Annotated in this window: 18 protein-coding genes and 2 tRNA genes; 8 read left to right on the forward strand and 12 right to left on the reverse strand. The window is 58.6% G+C overall.

Annotation, left to right across the window (positions count from 1 at the left end; all coding sequences use genetic code 11):
- Positions 1-188: 188 nt before the first annotated feature.
- Positions 189-800 (forward strand): TfoX/Sxy family DNA transformation protein, encoded by a 612-nt coding sequence (locus BBB56_RS18420; RefSeq protein ID WP_123802395.1) that lies wholly within the window; start codon positions 189-191, stop codon positions 798-800.
- Here BBB56_RS18420 and yccS read toward each other — a convergent pair.
- Positions 797-2,935: a YccS family putative transporter gene (gene yccS, locus BBB56_RS18425; protein WP_123802396.1), complete on the reverse strand. Its 2,139-nt coding sequence runs from the start codon at positions 2,933-2,935 to the stop codon at positions 797-799. The genes BBB56_RS18420 and yccS overlap by 4 nt on opposite strands.
- 9 nt (positions 2,936-2,944) lie before the next feature.
- Complete coding sequence (locus BBB56_RS18430; RefSeq protein ID WP_123802397.1) at positions 2,945-3,388, reverse strand: YccF domain-containing protein; 444 nt, start codon at positions 3,386-3,388, stop codon at positions 2,945-2,947.
- A gap of 125 nt (positions 3,389-3,513) precedes the next feature.
- On the opposite strand from BBB56_RS18430, the gene helD reads away from it, so the two are divergent.
- Positions 3,514-5,568 (forward strand): DNA helicase IV, encoded by a 2,055-nt coding sequence (gene helD / locus BBB56_RS18435; RefSeq protein ID WP_123802398.1) that lies wholly within the window; start codon positions 3,514-3,516, stop codon positions 5,566-5,568.
- On the opposite strand, the gene BBB56_RS18440 is transcribed toward helD, so the two are convergent.
- Together BBB56_RS18440 and BBB56_RS18445 are read right to left on the reverse strand one after the other, a co-directional pair.
- Positions 5,569-6,027: a methylglyoxal synthase gene (locus tag BBB56_RS18440; protein ID WP_123802399.1), complete on the reverse strand. Its 459-nt coding sequence runs from the start codon at positions 6,025-6,027 to the stop codon at positions 5,569-5,571.
- Positions 6,028-6,095: 68 nt separating this feature from the next.
- A complete protein-coding gene (locus BBB56_RS18445) occupies positions 6,096-6,737 on the reverse strand; it encodes a YccT family protein (RefSeq protein ID WP_123802400.1) in 642 nt (213 codons plus the stop codon).
- Positions 6,738-6,911: 174 nt separating this feature from the next.
- On the opposite strand from BBB56_RS18445, the gene BBB56_RS18450 reads away from it, so the two are divergent.
- Positions 6,912-7,334 carry a CoA-binding protein gene (locus tag BBB56_RS18450; protein WP_123802401.1) on the forward strand — a complete coding sequence of 141 codons (423 nt, stop codon included), beginning with the start codon at positions 6,912-6,914 and terminating at the stop codon, positions 7,332-7,334.
- Between the two features lie 32 nt (positions 7,335-7,366).
- On the opposite strand, the gene hspQ is transcribed toward BBB56_RS18450, so the two are convergent.
- Both hspQ and rlmI read right to left on the reverse strand, forming a co-directional pair.
- Entirely contained in the window at positions 7,367-7,684 is a 318-nt protein-coding gene (gene hspQ, locus BBB56_RS18455; RefSeq protein ID WP_123802402.1) for a heat shock protein HspQ, read from the reverse strand.
- Between the two features lie 59 nt (positions 7,685-7,743).
- On the reverse strand, positions 7,744-8,934 hold the full coding sequence (rlmI, locus tag BBB56_RS18460) for a 23S rRNA (cytosine(1962)-C(5))-methyltransferase RlmI (protein ID WP_123802403.1): 1,191 nt from the start codon (positions 8,932-8,934) through the stop codon (positions 7,744-7,746).
- Between the two features lie 85 nt (positions 8,935-9,019).
- Between rlmI and yccX the strand changes: the two genes are divergently transcribed.
- Positions 9,020-9,298 (forward strand): acylphosphatase, encoded by a 279-nt coding sequence (gene yccX / locus BBB56_RS18465; protein ID WP_123802404.1) that lies wholly within the window; start codon positions 9,020-9,022, stop codon positions 9,296-9,298.
- On the opposite strand, the gene tusE is transcribed toward yccX, so the two are convergent.
- Both tusE and yccA read right to left on the reverse strand, forming a co-directional pair.
- Entirely contained in the window at positions 9,299-9,625 is a 327-nt protein-coding gene (gene tusE / locus BBB56_RS18470; RefSeq protein ID WP_123802405.1) for a sulfurtransferase TusE, read from the reverse strand.
- 110 nt (positions 9,626-9,735) lie between these two features.
- A complete protein-coding gene (gene yccA / locus BBB56_RS18475; protein ID WP_123802406.1) occupies positions 9,736-10,392 on the reverse strand; it encodes an FtsH protease modulator YccA in 657 nt (218 codons plus the stop codon).
- Positions 10,393-10,611: 219 nt separating this feature from the next.
- On the opposite strand from yccA, the gene BBB56_RS18480 reads away from it, so the two are divergent.
- From BBB56_RS18480 to agp, 3 genes are all read left to right on the forward strand, one after another.
- Positions 10,612-10,699 (forward strand) — tRNA-Ser (locus BBB56_RS18480).
- Positions 10,700-10,766: 67 nt separating this feature from the next.
- Positions 10,767-10,854, forward strand: a tRNA-Ser gene (locus tag BBB56_RS18485).
- 237 nt (positions 10,855-11,091) lie between these two features.
- On the forward strand, positions 11,092-12,717 hold the full coding sequence (agp, locus tag BBB56_RS18490) for a bifunctional glucose-1-phosphatase/inositol phosphatase (RefSeq protein ID WP_123802407.1): 1,626 nt from the start codon (positions 11,092-11,094) through the stop codon (positions 12,715-12,717).
- Between the two features lie 53 nt (positions 12,718-12,770).
- On the opposite strand, the gene BBB56_RS18495 is transcribed toward agp, so the two are convergent.
- Genes BBB56_RS18495 through wrbA form a run of 3 tightly spaced genes read right to left on the reverse strand, consistent with a single transcriptional unit; the run spans position 12,771 to position 15,045 of the window.
- On the reverse strand, positions 12,771-14,144 hold the full coding sequence (locus tag BBB56_RS18495) for an NAD-dependent succinate-semialdehyde dehydrogenase (RefSeq protein WP_123802408.1): 1,374 nt from the start codon (positions 14,142-14,144) through the stop codon (positions 12,771-12,773).
- Positions 14,145-14,195: 51 nt separating this feature from the next.
- Complete coding sequence (locus tag BBB56_RS18500; protein ID WP_123802409.1) at positions 14,196-14,426, reverse strand: YccJ family protein; 231 nt, start codon at positions 14,424-14,426, stop codon at positions 14,196-14,198.
- Between the two features lie 19 nt (positions 14,427-14,445).
- On the reverse strand, positions 14,446-15,045 hold the full coding sequence (gene wrbA, locus BBB56_RS18505; protein ID WP_123802410.1) for an NAD(P)H:quinone oxidoreductase: 600 nt from the start codon (positions 15,043-15,045) through the stop codon (positions 14,446-14,448).
- Positions 15,046-15,198: 153 nt separating this feature from the next.
- Here wrbA and BBB56_RS18510 point away from each other — a divergent pair, with 153 nt between their 5' ends.
- A complete protein-coding gene (locus BBB56_RS18510; protein ID WP_123802411.1) occupies positions 15,199-16,107 on the forward strand; it encodes a DMT family transporter in 909 nt (302 codons plus the stop codon).
- On the opposite strand, the gene rutG is transcribed toward BBB56_RS18510, so the two are convergent.
- Positions 16,108-17,433, reverse strand: coding sequence for a pyrimidine utilization transport protein G (gene rutG, locus BBB56_RS18515; protein WP_123802412.1), 1,326 nt, complete (start codon positions 17,431-17,433; stop codon positions 16,108-16,110).
- Positions 17,434-17,437: the final 4 nt, after the last annotated feature.

The raw sequence follows: 17,437 nt of genomic DNA on the forward strand, positions 1-17,437 counted from the left end.
ACTGTATGGATATACAGTAATGACTTCATGGGTAAAGATCAACCTCAAATTTGGAAAACGGCTCGCAAAAACAGCAGAAGGTCAGGCGGCAGCGCAATTATTAATTGAACCCTTAACTGATTTTTTATATCTCTAACGACCTGAAAACGATGGTTTTTTAATGATGCATCGCATAAGGAGAGCGAACCATGAAAAAACAACATCCTGTGGTAGAGCGGTCCCGCGAACGCCTGGCGGCGCTGGGGCACATCGAGTCGCGTACCCAGTTCGGCGGCTATGCGCTGGCGGTAGAGAAGGTGGTGTTTGCCCTGATCAGCGATGATGCGCTTTATCTGCGAGCCAGCGAAGCATTACGGGAATATGCTGCGCGGCAACCGATGCAGCCGCTGGTGTTTCGCAAGCGCGGCGCCTCGGTCAGCCTGGACTACTATCGCGTTGACGATGCGCTGTGGCGCGATGCTGGCCAGCTGCTTGCTCTGTCCGCCGCGTCGCTGGATACGGCGCGACAGGCATCGCAGGCCAGGGAGAGGTCGTCACGGCTGAAAGATTTGCCGAATCTCAGTCTGCGCATGGAACTGCTGCTGCACGAAGCCGGCGTCAAAACCGTGCGCCATTTGCTGGAGCTGGGCGCGAAGCAGTGCTGGCTCAGACTCAGAGCCATTAACCAGCACGTTGGCCTTAAAACCTTACTGGCGCTGGAGGGCGCGATAGAAGGGCGGCACGAGGCCGCTCTGCCGCAGGCGGTCAGAGCGGAGCTGAATGCGTGGTATCAGGAGACATTAAAGGCGTCCACCGTCTAAGCTTCGGAAAGCGTGCGGCGCAGGCGGGCAATTTCCGGCAGCAACGCCACCAGTAAACCCAGCTGTTGTAAGACCAGAGGGGCGCGCGTCTCCTGGTTAGCCGCCAGCCTGCTGATGCGCTGCGTCAACGCGCTTTGCATTTTCTCCGCCTCTTCATTACTCACTACGTCGGTTTGCAGTACGTCTTCTACATAGCAAACCGTATCATCAAGCAGGGCCAGCAGCGCGCTGTCGGCAAGTTTATCGCGATGCGCGCCCAGCGCTGAGATGTAGCTTAAAAAAGAGTGGTTAAGACAGAGCAGTTGAAACGCCGTCTCTTTATGTCGGAGGTGGGTACGCGACTCGCCGCTCATATTGGAAACCACTGACGCCAGCTCTGCATCCGCATTATGCGCGTCGCGACGCGCGATGCGGTAGGCAAGCCGGTTATCCTTGCCCTGATGATACTGCTCCATAATCGCGTCAAGATAACGACAGTTGGCATTCAGGGTTTTGTTCGCCACCACGGGCAGCTGACGAAAACGCCAGTCGGGCCAGATAAAGGCGACCGCCAGCCAGGCGAGGGCGCATCCCAGCAGCGTGTCAACGATGCGCGGCAGCGCCACTTCAAATCCTTCGCCCAGCAAATTGAAACAGAGCAGCACCAGTAGCGTGATAAACAGCGTCGCCTGCGCGTACTGCACCTGACGAAAGGCGAAAAAGAGCACGCCGCTTATGACGATCAGGATTAGCTGGCCTTCTGTCGAAGGCACCAGCCACAGCACCGGCAGCCCGATAGCGATGCCGGCCAGGGTGCCGGCAATACGCAACGCCAGCCTGCGTCGCGTGGCGTTGTAGTTAGGCTGACAGACAAACAGGCTGGTTAGCAGGATCCAGTAGCCGCGATCGAGACCGGTTAGCTGGATAAAGCCGTAGCCGATACAGAGCACCACGCTCATACGCACCGCATGGCGAAACAGCGCGGAGGACGGAGTCATATGCCGGCTCAGCCGCAGACGGATATCGCTCCAGCCGCTTAACCCTTCGCGAGAGAGCTGGTTATCGCTGAGCGGGGCGTCGCTGGCAAGCGACTGCTCTGATTCAATCGATGCCAGCTGCGCGTCAATGGCGCGAAGATTGCGCAGCAGCCAGAACAGCGGGCGCAGATGCGGCGCGTCCGGCTCGTTTTGCTGCAAACGCTCCAGCGCGGTTTGCAGCCGATCGAAAGCGCGCTCAAAGCGCGCATCGTGCTCCCAGCGTTCGCGCAGCAGAATACACTGCGAAAGCTGGCGGCACGCCTGCGCCTGCATATTGAGCAGGCGCTGAAAGCGGAACAGGATCTCGTTATAGCGCCAGTCGTCGCGCAGCAGATGATATTGCAGATGGGATGAGCTGGCGCGCTCGTGAATATCTTGCGCGACGAAGTAGTAGTGGAGGCTGCGGCGCGTGCTGCGCGAACCCCGATCGCCGCGCAGGCGGCTTTGCAGCGTGCTCTTGGTCAGATTAAGCTGCGCCACCAGCTGACTGTTCACCATGGCGGTACGGATCAGCGTGGCGTCATCCTGGGCGTCGCCGTCAGGATCAAACAGGTTTGCCTTGGCCTCCAGATACTGCGCCAGTTGCGCATAGCTGCCCGCCAGCTGCTCCTGTACTGGCCGCACAGGAAACATCAGATGACCCGCCAGGGTTAACAAATTGTACCAGAGCGCGCCGACCAGCAGCAGAATCGGCTGCATATACCACTGGGAGAATAGCCCAATGCCCAGCATGGTATAGACGGCAATTAACAATGCGCCAAAGGCGATAGTGGCATAACGCTGGCCCAGCGCGCCGAGCAGAATAAAGCCCCAGGTTGAGAGCGCCAGCCCAAAAATAAAGGCCAGCGGATGGGGAAACAGCCACTCGACGGAAACCGAGGCGATGCAAAAGCAGAGCAGCGTAATCAGCAGGTTACGCAGCCTGCCGCTAAGGCGATCGTCCAGATCGGCCAGCGCGGCCGCGACCACGCCCAGCGTCAGCGGGATAGTCCAGTCAATCTGATTCAACCACCAGGGCACCGCCGCGCAGCCGGTCAGCGCCAGGAAAATGCGCAGCAGATAACGCCAGGTGCTGTTGAAAAGATAGTTGCGCCAGCCCGGCAACGCTTTCGACATCATGCTGTCACCTCAGTAGCGACGGCGAGCGCTGGCATCGCGCGCGGCGCGCGCCTCTTCCACCGAAACCACGCGACGGCCAACCGGCCAGAGCGCAATCGCGGCGATTTTAAAGTTAGCGATACCCACAGGAATGCCGATGATGCTCAGGCACTGGACGATACCCGTGGAAATATGGGTCAGGCAGAGCCACCAGCCAAAAAAGATCAGCCAGAAAATATTGAGAAAGGTGCCGCCGGTATTCAGCAGCGCATTCTTGTTGTCCGGGCGCAGCACATCCACATGCACCGCCTCGTTGCCGTAAGGCAGCAAAGAGAGTTTGGTGATTTCCCAGCAGGAGCGCGTCAGCGGCAGGGTAAAGATCAGGACGATGCTCGCCAGCGTGGCAAACAGCCAGCAAAGCGTGGTGATCGCGCCGCCAAGAATAAAGTTGAGAATATTAAGCACAGTGCGCATGACGTTCTTTTCCTTTTGCTTTTCGCAAGATGTGCCGCCAAGTTTAGCCTGTTTTAAGGCTGGAGCGCTAAGGGTCTGACAGGTAAACTCCCGATATTCTTTCCCTCCCGTTCGACGGTATGGACATGGAACTCAAAGCGACATCAATGGGCAAACGGCTTGCCCAGCACCCTTATAACCGGGTTCGCCTGCTGGCGGCTGGCGTAGAAGTCAGCGGCGACAGGCACGAATATCTCATTCCGTTTAACACCTTGCTCAATATCCGCTGCAAGCGCGGCATGGTGTGGGGCGAGCTGGAGTTTTTGCTGCCTGACGACAAAGTCGTGCGCCTGCACGGTACGGAGTGGCAAGAGACGCAGCGTTTTTATCACTATCTGCTTCAGGCCTGGCAGGCGTGGAGCGAGGAGATGAGCGCCATCTGCGTCGGGGTGCTGACGCAGCTCAAAGAGGAGATCGACGGCTTCGGCGACCAGGATCGCTGGATCAAGCGCAGCGAACTCCAGGCGCTGCGCGCCACCATTGAAAAGCAGTTCGCTGCGCTGCCGCTGCCGCTGGAACGGCTCAGCGATTTCAGCGACTGTCGCGAACCTTACCTGGTTTGCCAGCGCTGGCTTGAACAGGGCGAGGCGGCGCTGCGTCAGCGCAACCGCGACTGGACCGCACGGATGTTGAAAGAGCATCAGGATTTCTTCGCCACGGTGGAAACCTCGCCGCTGAACGCCTCGCAGAGCGAAGCCGTAGTTAACGGCGAAGATGCGGTGCTGGTGCTGGCCGGAGCGGGCAGCGGCAAGACCTCGGTGCTGGTGGCGCGTACCGGCTGGCTGCTACGGCGTAGGCTGGCCGCGCCCGACCAAATCCTGCTGCTGGCGTTTGGCCGTCAGGCGGCGGAAGAGATGAACGATCGCATTCAGTCACGTCTGGGCGTGGCGGGCATTCAGGCGCGCACTTTCCACGCGCTGGCGCTGCATATTATTCGCGAAGGCAGCAATAAACAGCCTGTCATCAGCAAGCTGGAGAGCGATACGGCGGCGCGTCATGCGCTGCTGATTGACGTCTGGCGTCAGCAGTGCGAGGAGAAAAAAGCGCAGGCCAACGGCTGGCGGCAGTGGCTGCGCGACGAGCTGGAATGGGAACTGCCTGAAGGACACTTCTGGCAGGATGAGCGACTGGCGAAACGCCTGGCGTCGCGTCTTGAGCGCTGGCTGGGGTTAATGCGCATGCACGGCGGCGCGCAGGCGGCCATGATCGCCGGGGTGCCTGAGGAGGTGAGGGAGCTGTTTGGCAAGCGTATCAGGCTTATGGCGCCGCTGCTGAAAGCCTGGAAGCAGGCGCTGAAAGAAGAGGGCGCGGTCGATTTTTCAGGGTTGATCCACCAGGCGGTAGCCATTCTGGACAAAGGCCGCTTTATCAGCCCGTGGAAGCATATTCTGGTCGATGAATTTCAGGACATTTCGCCGCAGCGGGCAGCCCTGCTGTCGGCGCTGCGCCAGCAGAACGCGCGCACTACGCTGTTTGCCGTGGGCGATGACTGGCAGGCGATCTACCGCTTCAGCGGCGCAGAGATGAGCCTGACCACCGCGTTTCATCACTACTTCGGCGAGGGCGATCGCTGCGTGCTGGATACCACCTACCGCTTCAACGATCGCATTGGCGAGATAGCGAACCGTTTCGTTCAGCAAAACCCGCACCAGTTGCGTAAGCCTCTTAACAGCCTGACTAAAGGCAGCAAAAAAGCCATAGGTTTGCTGCCGCAGGAACAGCTGGAGCCGCTGTTGAACAAGCTGAGCGGCTATGTGAAAGCCGAAGAGCGCGTGCTGCTGCTGGCGCGCTATCACCATCTGCGTCCGGATGTGCTGGATAAGGCCAAAACCCGCTGGCCGAAGCTCAGTCTTGATTTTATGACCATTCACGCCAGCAAGGGGCAGCAGGCTGACTTTGTTATCGTTCTGGGCTTGCAGGCGGGCAAAGAGGGCTTTCCCGCCGCGGCGCGCGAGTCGGTGATTGAGCAGGGGCTGCTGCCGCAGCCGGAAGCCTTTCCGGATGCGGAAGAGCGGCGCCTGGCCTATGTCGCGCTGACGCGGGCGCGCCAGCAGGTGTGGCTGCTGTACGATCGCGAGCAGCCTTCGGTCTTTGTCGAGCAGTTTCGTCAGCTCGGCGTGCCGCTGTTGCGTAAAGCCTGATCAGCTAAGGCGCGCCTGCAAATAGCGCTGGTAGTCCGGGATAGCGATCTCTACCGGCTGCGCAAACAGCGGCGACTGAATAATAAAGTCAGCGGTGGTGCGGTTGGTGGCGACGGGAATATTCCATACGGTGGCGAGGCGCAGCAGCGCTTTGACATCCGGATCGTGCGGCACCGCATTCAGCGGATCCCAGAAGAAGATCAGGACATCGATTTTTCCTTCGGCAATCAGCGCGCCGACCTGCTGGTCGCCGCCCATTGGACCGCTCAACATGGCGTTAACGGTCAGACCGGTGTGGCGGTTGATCAGATTGCCGGTGGTGCCGGTCGCGTAGAGAGAGTGAGGCTCCAGCGTGGCCTGATTCTGTTTCACCCACTCAAGCAGTGAAGCCTTGCAGTGATCGTGCGCAACCAGCGCAATGTGTTTGTTAAGACCCAGCGTGCGGACGGTTTGTTCCATAAAGGCTTCCTGGTAAGCTGACAAGCGGGAAAGAGTTTCGCAAGTTTACCCTGCGCCTTTCCTGGCTATCAACTTGTCCGGAGTAATTTGACCAGCGAGAGAAGCTGCTGACGGGTAGCCTGATCGAAGCGGTGGAACCAGCGCTTAATGGTCGGCGACTGCGCTTCATCGATCCAGACAAATTCAGCCTCAACGGGGAAGGCGGTCGCCGCGCCGTCGCTGACGGTGGCGAAATGCGGTACAGAGGCGATCTGGCCATTGCGGTTATAGAGGATCATCGCCTTCTCCATGTCGCTTTCGGCCGAGGCGGGCAGGCGGTCGCGCTTGCTGGCGATCTCCTGGCCGCGTTCATCAACCAGCTGAAAATTAAGCGTGCGGTCAAAGTGAAGGCGCTCGCGGCGATTCTCCAGCGCGGGCAGACGGAAAATAATGGTTTTTACCTGCGCATTAAAGGTCACAATCATGGGAGCCGACTGATAGCGCAGCGAAGCATCTTTATGCGCGTCGCGCAGCTGCTCTACGCGAAACAAAAACTGGTGCTGGCCGCGCTCCAGTTCCAGGCTATCGGCGCCTTTCAGCAAGGAGCCGGAAATCTTGCGCCCATCCAGCACCAGCAGATCGATTTGCGGGTCAAGCTTCAGGGTAATGGCCTGGCAGGCTGCCGAGACGAGGAGAACAATCAACCCCATCACGGCCAGAGAGAGTTTCATGTAGACTCCAGATTGAGGGCGCAAGGTTTTGTGTGTAGCAAATTCTTACATTATGGCAGTAAATTTACATTTGAACATATATTTTTGTGCGCCAGTGCAAAATATCTTTTTGTGAAACCAGGCGGAGTAGCAGGGCGATACCTACACTCAAATCTCTGAAACAGGGAGAAAAAAATGAACGATCAAATTATCCGTGACGTGTTGACGCGCACTCAGCGCATTGCGCTGGTCGGTGCCAGCGATCGTCCAGACCGACCAAGCTATGGCGTGATGAAATATCTGCTGGATCAGGGCTACGAGGTGATTCCGGTTAGCCCCAAACTCGCCGGTCAAACCCTGCTGGGGCAGACCGCTTACGCGAAGCTGGAGGACGTTCCGGGCGACATTGATATGGTTGACGTGTTTCGTAACTCAGAAGCGGCGTGGGGCGTGGCGCAGGAGGCGATAGCCGCCGGCGCGAAAACGCTCTGGCTACAGCTGGGGGTAATTAACGAGCAGGCCGCCGTGCTGGCGCAGGATGCGGGACTGACCGTGATTATGGATCGCTGTCCTAAAATTGAAATTCCGCGTCTGGGCATCACGCGCAATCAGAAGTAAATCACCAGGCGGCTTTTTAGCGCCGCCCGTGATTAGTGGCGCAGGCGAGGCGCCTGTAGCTGCTGACGAATCGATGCGGCCAGCTCGTCCATTTCCGGCTGTTCCGGATGCTCAGAGCTGGTTTCGCCAGAAAGCTGTATCTCCGCGATATAGGTATGCACCTGATCGCCTTCTTCGTCTTCCATGACGACATGATACCAGGGGGCGCTGCGTAGCGTTTCCGCTGCGCCCACTTCATCCAGCTTTGGCGTATCGAGAGAATATTCAGGATCGACATCCACGATAACGCCCAGCACGCCTGAGAGGCGATGCCGGACCTGCTGACCAATACCAAATTTAGTGGCAATCATAGTGACCTCCAGAAAAACTGCCTCCTGATCAATATGGCGTCAGAAGCAGCTTTTTCAAGTCACACCACACGGCATGCAAAACCTTTCAGATAAAGACCTTCAGGATAGCTGGCGATCACCGGATGATCGGCCGCCTGACGAAACTGCTCGATAAACTGCGCTTCGCGACCCGCGTCGACCGCAGCGTCAGCGACGATTTTCTGAAACAGTTCGGTAGCCATCAGGCCGGAGCAGGAAAACGTCATTAAAATGCCGCCGGGGTTAAGCAGCTGCATCGCCAGCATATTAATATCTTTATAGCCGCGACAGGCGCCTGCCAGCTGGTTTTTATTCTCTACGAACTTTGGGGGATCCATCACGATAAGATCGAATTTTTCCCCGGCGTCGCGGTAGCGGCGCAGCAGCTTGAACACGTCGTCGCGCACGAACTGCGCGCGCGAAACGTCCAGCCCGTTAAGCTCCACGTTCTGGCGCGCCACATCCAGCGCGTCCTGAGAGGTATCGACGCTGATAACTTCCCGGCAGCCGCCCATCAGGGCCGATACGGCAAAGCCCCCGGTATAGGAGAAGCAGTTAAGCACGCGAGCGTCCTGCGCATAGCGACGCGTCGCCAGGCGGCTGTCGCGCTGGTCCAGGTAATAACCGGTTTTATGTCCGCCCTGAATATCCACCAGCAGCTTCATGCCATGTTCGGTAATCGGCAGCAGCGCCGGGGGCATTTCGCCGGTCACTGTGCCCTGAGTAAGCTCCAGCCCCTCTTTCTTACGTACCGCTACGTCGGAGCGATCGTAAATGGCGCAGGAGGGGAAACAGTGCTGTAGCGCCGAGATAATCGCAGGGCGTTGATATTCCGCTCCGGCAGAGAGCAGCTGTAGCACCAGAAAGTTGCCGAAGCGATCGATAGTGACGCCGGGCAGGCCGTCAGACTCGCCCGCGATCAGACGATAGCTGTCCAGCCCGTCTTTTTGCGCCAGCCAGCTGCGCCACTGCTGCGCCTGCTCGAAACGGCGTATGAAGAAGGCAATATCGACTGATTCATCCTGTTGCCAGCTCCAGACGCGGGCGCGAATTTGCGACTGCGGCGAATAAGCTGCGCGCGCAAGGAATTTGCCGTTATGGTCGCAGACATTAACGGTTTCACCCAGTTGCGCTTTACCTTCAAGGCGCGCAACGGCACCGGAAAACACCCACGGATGGCGGCGGAGCAGGGATTTTTCACGTCCCTTAGCGAGAATCAATCGAACGGTCATAGTTTGCTATGCTTACCTGAAAAAATGAGGCGCCATTGTCCGGCGGATAACATTAAATTGCAACGTACAGCGGCAGGAGAGAGTGATGGCATCAGCCTGTTATAAAATCTGGGTGCACGGCCGGGTGCAGGGCGTGGGTTTCCGCTACAGCACCCAGGCAGAGGCATCGCAGCTTGGCGTGCTGGGTTACGCGCGCAATCTGGACGATGGCAGCGTCGAGGTGCTGGCCTGGGGCGAGCCGGAAAAGGTCGATGCGCTGATCGCCTGGCTAAAAGCGGGCGGACCGCGCGGCGCGCGCGTCGATCAGGTTTTGATCGAGCCGCACCAGCCTGCGGAGCCGCCGCGACGCTTTACGACCGGCTAATTACAGGCACTTCGCTGGCTTAGGCAGTCCGGCGATTTTGGTGGCCTGTTTCGCCGGGCCGTCTGGAAACAGGCGAAACAGGTAGCGGCTGTTGCCTTTCTCTTCGCCATACTTCTGCGCCATCGCTTTGACCAGCATGCGAATAGCCGGCGAGGTGTTGTACTCCAGATAAAACGCCCGCACAAAGCGCACCACTTCCCAGTGCGCCTCGCTTAAGACGATGCCCTCATTCTCAGCAATCTGTTCAGCCAGCGCTTCGCTCCAGTCGTCGGACTGCTTTAAGTAGCCTTCGCCGTCGACGGCAATGGTTTTACCGTTAAATTCCACGTGTGTTCCTCACTGCTTAACCGGGCGGCATTCTATCAAATTGCGTCCGCAGAAAAAGCAAAACCCCGCCGAAGCGGGGCTGGAAGCGTGACGTCGTCGTTTCTGTATCATTAATCGTTGCGCGCGAAGCCCAGAATGCTCAGCAGGCTGATAAAGATATTGTAGAGAGAAACATAGAGGCTGACGGTGGCGCGAATATAGTTGGTCTCGCCGCCGTGAATGATGTTGCTGGTTTCCCACAGGATCGCGCCGGCGGAAAACAGAATAAACAGCGCGCTAATCGCCAGATGCAGCGCCGGAAGTTGCAGGAACAGGTTAGCGATAACCGCCACCAGCAACACCACAAAGCCGGCCATCATCATGCCGCCGAGAAACGACATATCGCGACGGGTCGTCAGCACATAGGCCGAACAGCAGAAGAACACCAGCGCCGTGCCGCCTAACGCCAGCGCGATAACGTCGCCCATCCCCGCCGTCAGAAACGAGCTAAGAATCGGGCCGAGGCAGTAGCCCAGAAAGCCGGTAAAGGCGAAGGCCGCCAGGATGCCCATCGGGCTGTCAGCCAGTTTGTGGGTCAGGAACATCAGACCGTAGAAACCGACCAGCATCAGAATCAGGCCAGGGCCAGGCAGACCCAGCACGGTGCTGGCGGTGGCGGTAACGGCGGAAAACGCCAGCGTCAGGCCAAGCAGAAAATAGGTATTGCGCAACACCTTATGGGTGCTGAGCAGCGATGCCCTTGAGGACGAAGAAATAATGCGATCCATAATGCGCTCCTTTATCAGAACACTAAGTCTGAGCTGAGAATACGCAGCGGCCCTGAAACGGGAAAGACGTTTTACCCTTCTTTACGCGATAAATCGCTGTTTCTCTGAGCGGAATGGCGATTTCGCCAACGAATAGCGCCGTTTTGGCTGTTTTTCAGGCGAATGAATCCAGACAGGCTTTACATCCATCGGGGGGATGTTTATAGTGCGCCTCATTGCGGAGGGGTGGCCGAGCGGCTTAAGGCAGCGGTCTTGAAAACCGCCGATGGGAAACCATCCGAGAGTTCGAATCTCTCCTCCTCCGCCACTTTCCTGTTTAATCAGGAGCAGGCAACAGCATAACGCCCTGTTGTCGATGCGAGCAGCATCAATCCGGAGGGATGGCCGAGTGGCTTAAGGCAGCGGTCTTGAAAACCGCCGATGGGAAACCATCCGAGAGTTCGAATCTCTCTTCCTCCGCCACATCAGACAGGCCAGCACAATGTGCTGGCCTGTCGCATTTCTGAACCCTGCTTTCTCTGCGCCTGCCGCTTCCGCGCTGCTTTTTGGTCAATTCTGTTATAGTCCACTCACGGTTTTTGCAAACAGCGGGCGCTTTTCGCCGCCAGCTTAGGTTACACTGTGTGTCACTGTGCTCTGAACAGAGCTAATCGGTTGATAGCCAGAGTGTTTCGCTACTGAATAAATGGAATAGGCACAATGATCAAGAAACTGAGTCTTTGCGCGCTGTCGGTCCTTGCTGCGCTGCCGGTCAGCCTGTCGGTCCGTGCGGCAGAAAACGATATGCAGCTGCAACAGGTGCTGATGTTTAGCCGTCACAATCTGCGCGCGCCGCTGGCCGATAATGGCAGCGTACTGGAACAGTCGACCAAAAAAAGCTGGCCGCAATGGAGCGTGCCGGGTGGACAGCTCACCACTAAAGGCGGCGTGCTGGAAGTTTACATGGGCAACTATACCCGTGAGTGGCTGGCGCAGCAGGGGTTAGTCAAAAACGGCAGCTGCCCGGACAGCAATAATGTCTTTGTCTACGCGAACAGTCTGCAACGTACTGTCGCGACGGCTCAGTTCTTTGTTAACGGCGCTTTTCCAGGCTGCGACGTGGCGGTAACCCATCAGGATGCCATGGGCACGATGGACCCGGTATTCAATCCGGTTATTACCGACGATAGCGAAGCCTTTAATAAAAAAGCGCTGGCGGCAATGACGGCGGAAAATGAGAAACTGGCGCTGAAGCCGGCTCTACAGCAGCTGGATAAAATCGTCGATTACAAATCTGCTCCGGCCTGCAACAACAAAAAGCAGTGCGACCTGAGCAGCGGCAATAACACGTTCAGCGCGGAAAACGGCAAAGAGCCTAACGTCAGCGGGCCGCTGAAAGTGGGCAATTCGCTGATGGATGCCTTTACGCTGCAATATTACGAAGGCTTCCCGCTTGAGCAGGTTGCCTGGGGCCAGATCAAAACGCCTGAGCAGTGGAAAACCCTGTCGGCGATCAAAAATGGCTATCAGGACGCGCTGTTCACCAGCCCGGACGTCGCGCGAGAAGTGGCCGCGCCGCTGGTGGATTACATCCGCAGCCAGCTGGTCGATCAGGATAAGGCTAACGCGCCTAAAATTACCCTGATGGTTGGACACGACTCCAATATCGCTTCGCTGCTCAGCGCATTACAGGTTAAGCCTTATGAGCTGGCGGGCACCTGGGAAAATACGCCTATCGGCGGCCAGGTTGTGTTTCAGCGCTGGCACGACGCTAAAAACAACAAAGACCTGTTGAAGCTGGAGTACGTTTATCAGACGGCCGATCAGCTGCGCAACGGCGACGTGCTGAACCTGAAGAACCCGCCGAAGCGCGTGACGCTGGAGCTGGCGGGCTGTCCGGTTGACGGCAACGGCTACTGTAGCTGGGAGCAGTTTACCCAGGCGCTGAACGGCGCATTACAGGGTACGCCAATGGAGCCAGCGGCGCAGCCGCAGCCCGCGACGGCCGACGCGGCCGGTGCCGATCAGCAGGCGGATAAGGCGGCTGCCGATAAAGCGGCTGCTGATAAGGCCGCTGCCGACAAAGCCGCAGCCGAAAAAGCGGCGGCCGACAAAGCCGCTGCCCAGAAGGCGGCTGACGCAAAAGCGGCTGAAGAGAAAGCAAAAGCTGCGGAAGAGAAAGCGAAGGTGGAGAGAGCGGCTGCGCAAAAAGCCGCTGCTGAAAAAGCCGAGGCCGAGAAGGCGGCGGCCGAGAAAGCCAGCGATGCGAAACCTGCTGACGCAGGGGCGCAAAAGCCGGTGGACTCAGCGCAAAACAGCGCAGCGCAGCAGACCGCCACGCAGTAAGATTGTCTGCATAAAAAACCCCGCCGCGGCGGGGTTTTTCATTTGCAGGCCGTTTAACCGGCGACGACGACCAGCTTCTGGTTAGCAAACTCTTTGATGCCGAGATCGGACAGCTCGCGTCCATAGCCGGAACGCTTAACCCCGCCGAACGGCAGTTCAGCCGCCGTATCGCTTTGCGAATTGATAAACACCATGCCGGTTTCAATCGCAGAGGCCAGCTGACGACCGCGCGCAATATCCTGCGTCCAGACGGAGCCGCCCAGGCCATAATGGGAGTCGTTCGCCAGCGCAATTGCGGCTTTATCGTCTCCGACCACGTACACCTGAGCCACCGGCCCGAAAAACTCCTGATAGTAGGCGGGATTGTCCGGCGTAATATCGGTCAGGATAGTGGGCTGAAAATAGCAGCCGACGCCGTCAACGGCTTTGCCCCCGATCAGCAATTTCGCTCCCTGTTGCACCGCCTCATCGACCTGTTTCGCCAGTCGATCGCGCGCGTCTTTCGAGGAGAGCGGGCCGAGCGTGGTCTGCTCGTCCAGCGGATCGCCCAGTCGCGCCTCTTTCAGCGCCGCGCTGAATTTATCGATAAAGGCGCTGGCGATCTTTTCATGCAGAATAAAGCGCTTGGCAGCGGTACAGACCTGGCCGCAGTTGCTGAGTCGCGCCTGCGCGCCCTGACGCACCGCTTCATCAATATCCGCGTCGTCCAGCACCACAAACACGTCGTTGCCGCCCAGCTCCAGCGTGGATTTTTTCAGATACTTGCCCGCCTGCTGCGCCACAGCGCTGCCGGCGCGCTCTGAGCCAGTCAGCGCGACGCCCTGTACGCGATCGTCAGCGATCAGTTCTGCGACCTGATCGCTGTCGATAAACAGGTTAGTCCAGGCACCCTCTGGCGCGCCCGCTTCTCTTACCAGCTTTTCAAACACATCAGCGCAGTGCGGGACAATATTGGCGTGTTTCGCCAGCACCGGATTGCCCAGCGCCAGATTAGGCGCCAGCACGCGCATCAGCTGATAGTAGGGGAAGTTCCAGGGTTCAACGGCGACCAGTACGCCGATGGGATGATACTCTACCCAGGCTTCGCCCAGCTCGCTGGGGTAGGGCTGTGGTTTGAGAATGTCCGCCGCATGCTGCGCATAGTATCGCGCAATCTGCGCGCAAATTTTTACTTCGCCCCGGCTCTGACCAATCAGCTTGCCCATCTCCTTGCTGGCGATGGCGGCCAGCTCGTCAACCCGACTCTCAATCAAATCGGCCAGCCTGGTCAGAACCTGAAGGCGCGGCTGAATGTCGCCTTTGCTCCACGATGAGTGAAACAGACGGTCGGCCGTCTCCAGCGCCTGGCTGACGGCTGCGGCGTCATGAGACGGCCAGCTTTTCAGCAGCTGATTATTCGCAGGGTTAATGCTCTGATAGGAAGACATAGATTCTCCTTGGTCAGTAAAAAAGGTGAGGCGGGAAATCCCGCCTCGTAATCAGATGTTTTTGCGCTCTACCGGCGTATCGTCCCAGGTCAGAACATCGGCGTCCGTTTTATCAAAGGCTCGAAACAGCACTTCATCGTTGCCCTGCTGACGCCAGATCTCCTCTGCCAGTTTTTCGTCATAGTTCGCCACTTCGAAGATGGCTTCTGCGATTTCCGGGGACGTGTGGCGCAGCGTGGCCCATTCGCCTACGTGATGAGCTTTCGCTTGATCGTTCGACATAATCTTCTCCTTAGTAAACTTATCCTTTGAGTTTAACCGCCAGACCGGCAACGAGTTCGCCCTGATAGCGAGCGATATTCAGTTCCTCTTCCGTGGGCTGGCGCGAGCCGTCGCCTCCCGCCAGAGTGGTGGCGCCATAGGGCGTGCCGCCACGGACCTGGGAGATGTCAAACAGCTCTTTAGTACCGTAACCGATTGGGACGATCACCATGCCGTGGTGTGCCAGCGTGGTCCAGACGGAAGTAATCGTCTGCTCCTGACCGCCTCCCGTTCCGGTTGAAGTAAAAACGCTGGCAACCTTGCCGTGAAGCGCGCCAGAGGCCCATAAGCCGCCGGTGCGATCCCAGAAAGTGCGCATCTGGCCAGACATATTGCCGAAGCGCGTGGGCGTGCCAATCAGGATAGCGTCATACTGCGGCAGAATGTCCGGCGTCGCTTCCGGCGCGGCCTGATCGGTTTTTCCGCCTACCTGCGCGAAACGCTCGGCGTCCATGGTCTCCGGCACGCGTCGAATGTCGACCTCTGCGCCCGTCACGCGACGCGCGCCTTCCGCGACCGCGTTCGCCATGGTTTCGATATGTCCATACATTGAGTAGTAAAGCACCAGAATTTTGGCCATTGCGCTCTCCATAGGGTGTAAAAACCTAAGCAGAAGTATAGAAGAGCTTTCCGGCCCTGCGGCAAGAACGTGAAATTTGGGCATCTTCTGATGCGTTGCATTCAGGCGACGACCTGCGCACAATGGCGCCTGTTTAACTGCTGAAGGTGAGTCATGTCAGACGTTTCCCGCACCCTGACTCTGCGCGTAACGCGCCAGGAACTGGTGCTGATTTTTATAACCATGATCTGGGGCGGCACGTTTCTGGTGGTGCACCGCGCCATGAACTTCTCCGGGCCGTTCTTTTTCGTCGGGCTGCGTTTTGCTACCGCGGCCCTGATTCTGGCCTGCGTATTTCGCCGCGCGCTGGCGGGAACGACGCGGCAGGAACTCGGCGCGGGCGTGCTGATTGGTCTCTCTATCGCCGGCGGCTATGGGCTACAAACCTGGGGCATGCAAACCATCTCCAGCAGCCAGTCTGCTTTTTTAACCGCGCTCTATGTGCCGGTCGTGCCGCTGCTGCAATGGCTGTTTCTGCGCAGGCCGCCCGGCCTGATGGCATGGTGCGGCATTTTGCTGGCTTTTCTGGGGCTGCTGCTGGTGGCGGGTCCTCAGGATGGCCGCATCAGCCTGAATCAGGGCGAGATGGCGACGCTGTTGAGCACGCTGGCCATCGCCGCCGAGATTATCCTGATAAGCCGTTTTGCCGGGCAGGTGGACGTGCGTCGCGTGACGCTAATCCAGCTGGCGGTGGCGTCACTGTGCGCCTTTGCCCTGATGGCGCCGAACGGCGAGTCGCTGCCGAGGCTCAGTTCGCCGCTGCTGCTGAGCGCGCTGGGCCTGGGAGCGGCCAGCGCGCTGATTCAGGTCACCATGAACTGGGCGCAGCGCAGCGTCTCGCCGACGCGCGCCACGGTTATCTATGCGGGCGAGCCAGTGTGGGCGGGCGTGGTGGGACGCCTGGCAGGGGAGAGACTGCCCGCGGCGGCTATCCTTGGCGGCGCGCTGATTGTCTGCGGCGTGATTGTCAGCGAGCTGAAGCTGAAGCGGAAAAAAGCGGCGACCGCCGCGCCGCTTGAATAACTAGCCCTGCTGACGCGCAGGCCGCTTCGTCAGCGCTTCGCCGCGACGGCGCAAAAGGACGTTAAGCAGAATGGCGGCAAAGGTGGCGGTGCCAATCCCGCCCAGGGTGAAGCCGCCGATATTCAGGGAGAAGTCGCCCGCGCCCAGCACCAGCGTAGTTGCGACCATAATCAGGTTACTGTTCTGACTAAAATCCACGTGGTTCTGCACCCAGATGCGCGCGCCCGCCACCGCAATCAGGCCAAACACCACAATAGACGCGCCGCCAATCACCGGCGCGGGAATCGCATGGATCAGCGCGCCGAACTTGGGCGAAAAGCCGAGAACCAGCGCAATGATCGCGGCGGCTACGAAGGCCAGCGTGGAATAGACCTTAGTCACCGCCATCACGCCGATGTTTTCCGCATAGGTAGTGACGCCGCTGCCGCCCAGGGTGCCGGAAATTATCGTCGCGAGACCGTCGCCCACGAAAGCGCGCCCCATGTAGGGATCGAGGCTGCGGCCGGTCATGCCCGCGACGGCTTTCAGATGGCCCAGGTTTTCTGCCACCAGAATAATGGCGACCGGCGCGATCATGACCATCGCCTGAATGTCAAAAACCGGAGCCGTAGTCTGCGGCAGGCCGAACCAGGCGGCCTGCGCGACGCCGCTGAAATCCACCGGTTTGCCAAAGCCCATAACATTCGTCAGCAGCGCATAAAGCGCCCAGGCCACAATCAGCCCCACCAGAATCAGCAGGCGCTGCACCATACCGGAAGTAAATGCCGCCACTAATCCGATAACCAGAACGGTCATCACGGCGATCCAGCTGTCGAAGCCGGATGCCGCCACGCTGTGCACGGCAATGGGGGCCAGGTTAAGTCCAATCGCCATAACCACTGCGCCTGTGACCACCGGCGGCATCAGGCGCTCTATCCAGCGCGTCCCCACCTTAACCACAATCAGGCCCACCAGCGTATAGAGCGCGCCGCAGGCGATAATGCCGCCGAGCGCGACGCTGAGATGCGGGTTCAATCCCTGGCCATTGAAGCCGGTTACCGCGATAACCACCCCCACAAAGGCCGCGCTGGAGCCGAGATAGCTGGGCACGCGTCCGCCGGTGACGAAAAAAAACAGCAGGGTGCCGATGCCGGAGACCAGAATCGCCAGATTAGGATCCAGCCCCATCAGCAACGGCATCAGCACGGTTGCGCCAAACATGGCGACCGCATGTTGCAGTCCGAGGATCGCCGTTTGTCCAAACGGCAGGGTTTCATCCGGGGCAATGATTCCGCCGTCCGATACCGCCGACTTTTTACGCCATTGAGGAAACCAGGAACTCGCCATCGTT

The sequence above is a fragment of the Candidatus Pantoea deserta genome (genome assembly GCF_003813865.1).
Taxonomy (GTDB): domain Bacteria; phylum Pseudomonadota; class Gammaproteobacteria; order Enterobacterales; family Enterobacteriaceae; genus Pantoea; species Pantoea deserta.

Excerpts from the sequence above, each read along its gene's own strand:
- agp (WP_123802407.1), top strand. The coding sequence starts at position 11,092 with ATGATCAAGAAACTGAGTCTTTGCGCGCTGTCGGTCCTTGCTGCGCTG.
- wrbA (WP_123802410.1), bottom strand. The coding sequence starts at position 15,045 with ATGGCCAAAATTCTGGTGCTTTACTACTCAATGTATGGACATATCGAA.
- BBB56_RS18440 (WP_123802399.1), bottom strand. The coding sequence starts at position 6,027 with ATGGAACAAACCGTCCGCACGCTGGGTCTTAACAAACACATTGCGCTG.
- rlmI (WP_123802403.1), bottom strand. The coding sequence starts at position 8,934 with ATGACCGTTCGATTGATTCTCGCTAAGGGACGTGAAAAATCCCTGCTC.
- rutG (WP_123802412.1), bottom strand. The coding sequence starts at position 17,433 with ATGGCGAGTTCCTGGTTTCCTCAATGGCGTAAAAAGTCGGCGGTATCG.
- BBB56_RS18420 (WP_123802395.1), top strand. The coding sequence starts at position 189 with ATGAAAAAACAACATCCTGTGGTAGAGCGGTCCCGCGAACGCCTGGCG.
- hspQ (WP_123802402.1), bottom strand. The coding sequence starts at position 7,684 with ATGATTGCCACTAAATTTGGTATTGGTCAGCAGGTCCGGCATCGCCTC.
- BBB56_RS18495 (WP_123802408.1), bottom strand. The coding sequence starts at position 14,144 with ATGTCTTCCTATCAGAGCATTAACCCTGCGAATAATCAGCTGCTGAAA.
- BBB56_RS18510 (WP_123802411.1), top strand. The coding sequence starts at position 15,199 with ATGTCAGACGTTTCCCGCACCCTGACTCTGCGCGTAACGCGCCAGGAA.
- yccX (WP_123802404.1), top strand. The coding sequence starts at position 9,020 with ATGGCATCAGCCTGTTATAAAATCTGGGTGCACGGCCGGGTGCAGGGC.
- yccA (WP_123802406.1), bottom strand. The coding sequence starts at position 10,392 with ATGGATCGCATTATTTCTTCGTCCTCAAGGGCATCGCTGCTCAGCACC.
- BBB56_RS18445 (WP_123802400.1), bottom strand. The coding sequence starts at position 6,737 with ATGAAACTCTCTCTGGCCGTGATGGGGTTGATTGTTCTCCTCGTCTCG.
- helD (WP_123802398.1), top strand. The coding sequence starts at position 3,514 with ATGGAACTCAAAGCGACATCAATGGGCAAACGGCTTGCCCAGCACCCT.
- yccS (WP_123802396.1), bottom strand. The coding sequence starts at position 2,935 with ATGATGTCGAAAGCGTTGCCGGGCTGGCGCAACTATCTTTTCAACAGC.
- BBB56_RS18500 (WP_123802409.1), bottom strand. The coding sequence starts at position 14,426 with ATGTCGAACGATCAAGCGAAAGCTCATCACGTAGGCGAATGGGCCACG.
- BBB56_RS18450 (WP_123802401.1), top strand. The coding sequence starts at position 6,912 with ATGAACGATCAAATTATCCGTGACGTGTTGACGCGCACTCAGCGCATT.
- BBB56_RS18430 (WP_123802397.1), bottom strand. The coding sequence starts at position 3,388 with ATGCGCACTGTGCTTAATATTCTCAACTTTATTCTTGGCGGCGCGATC.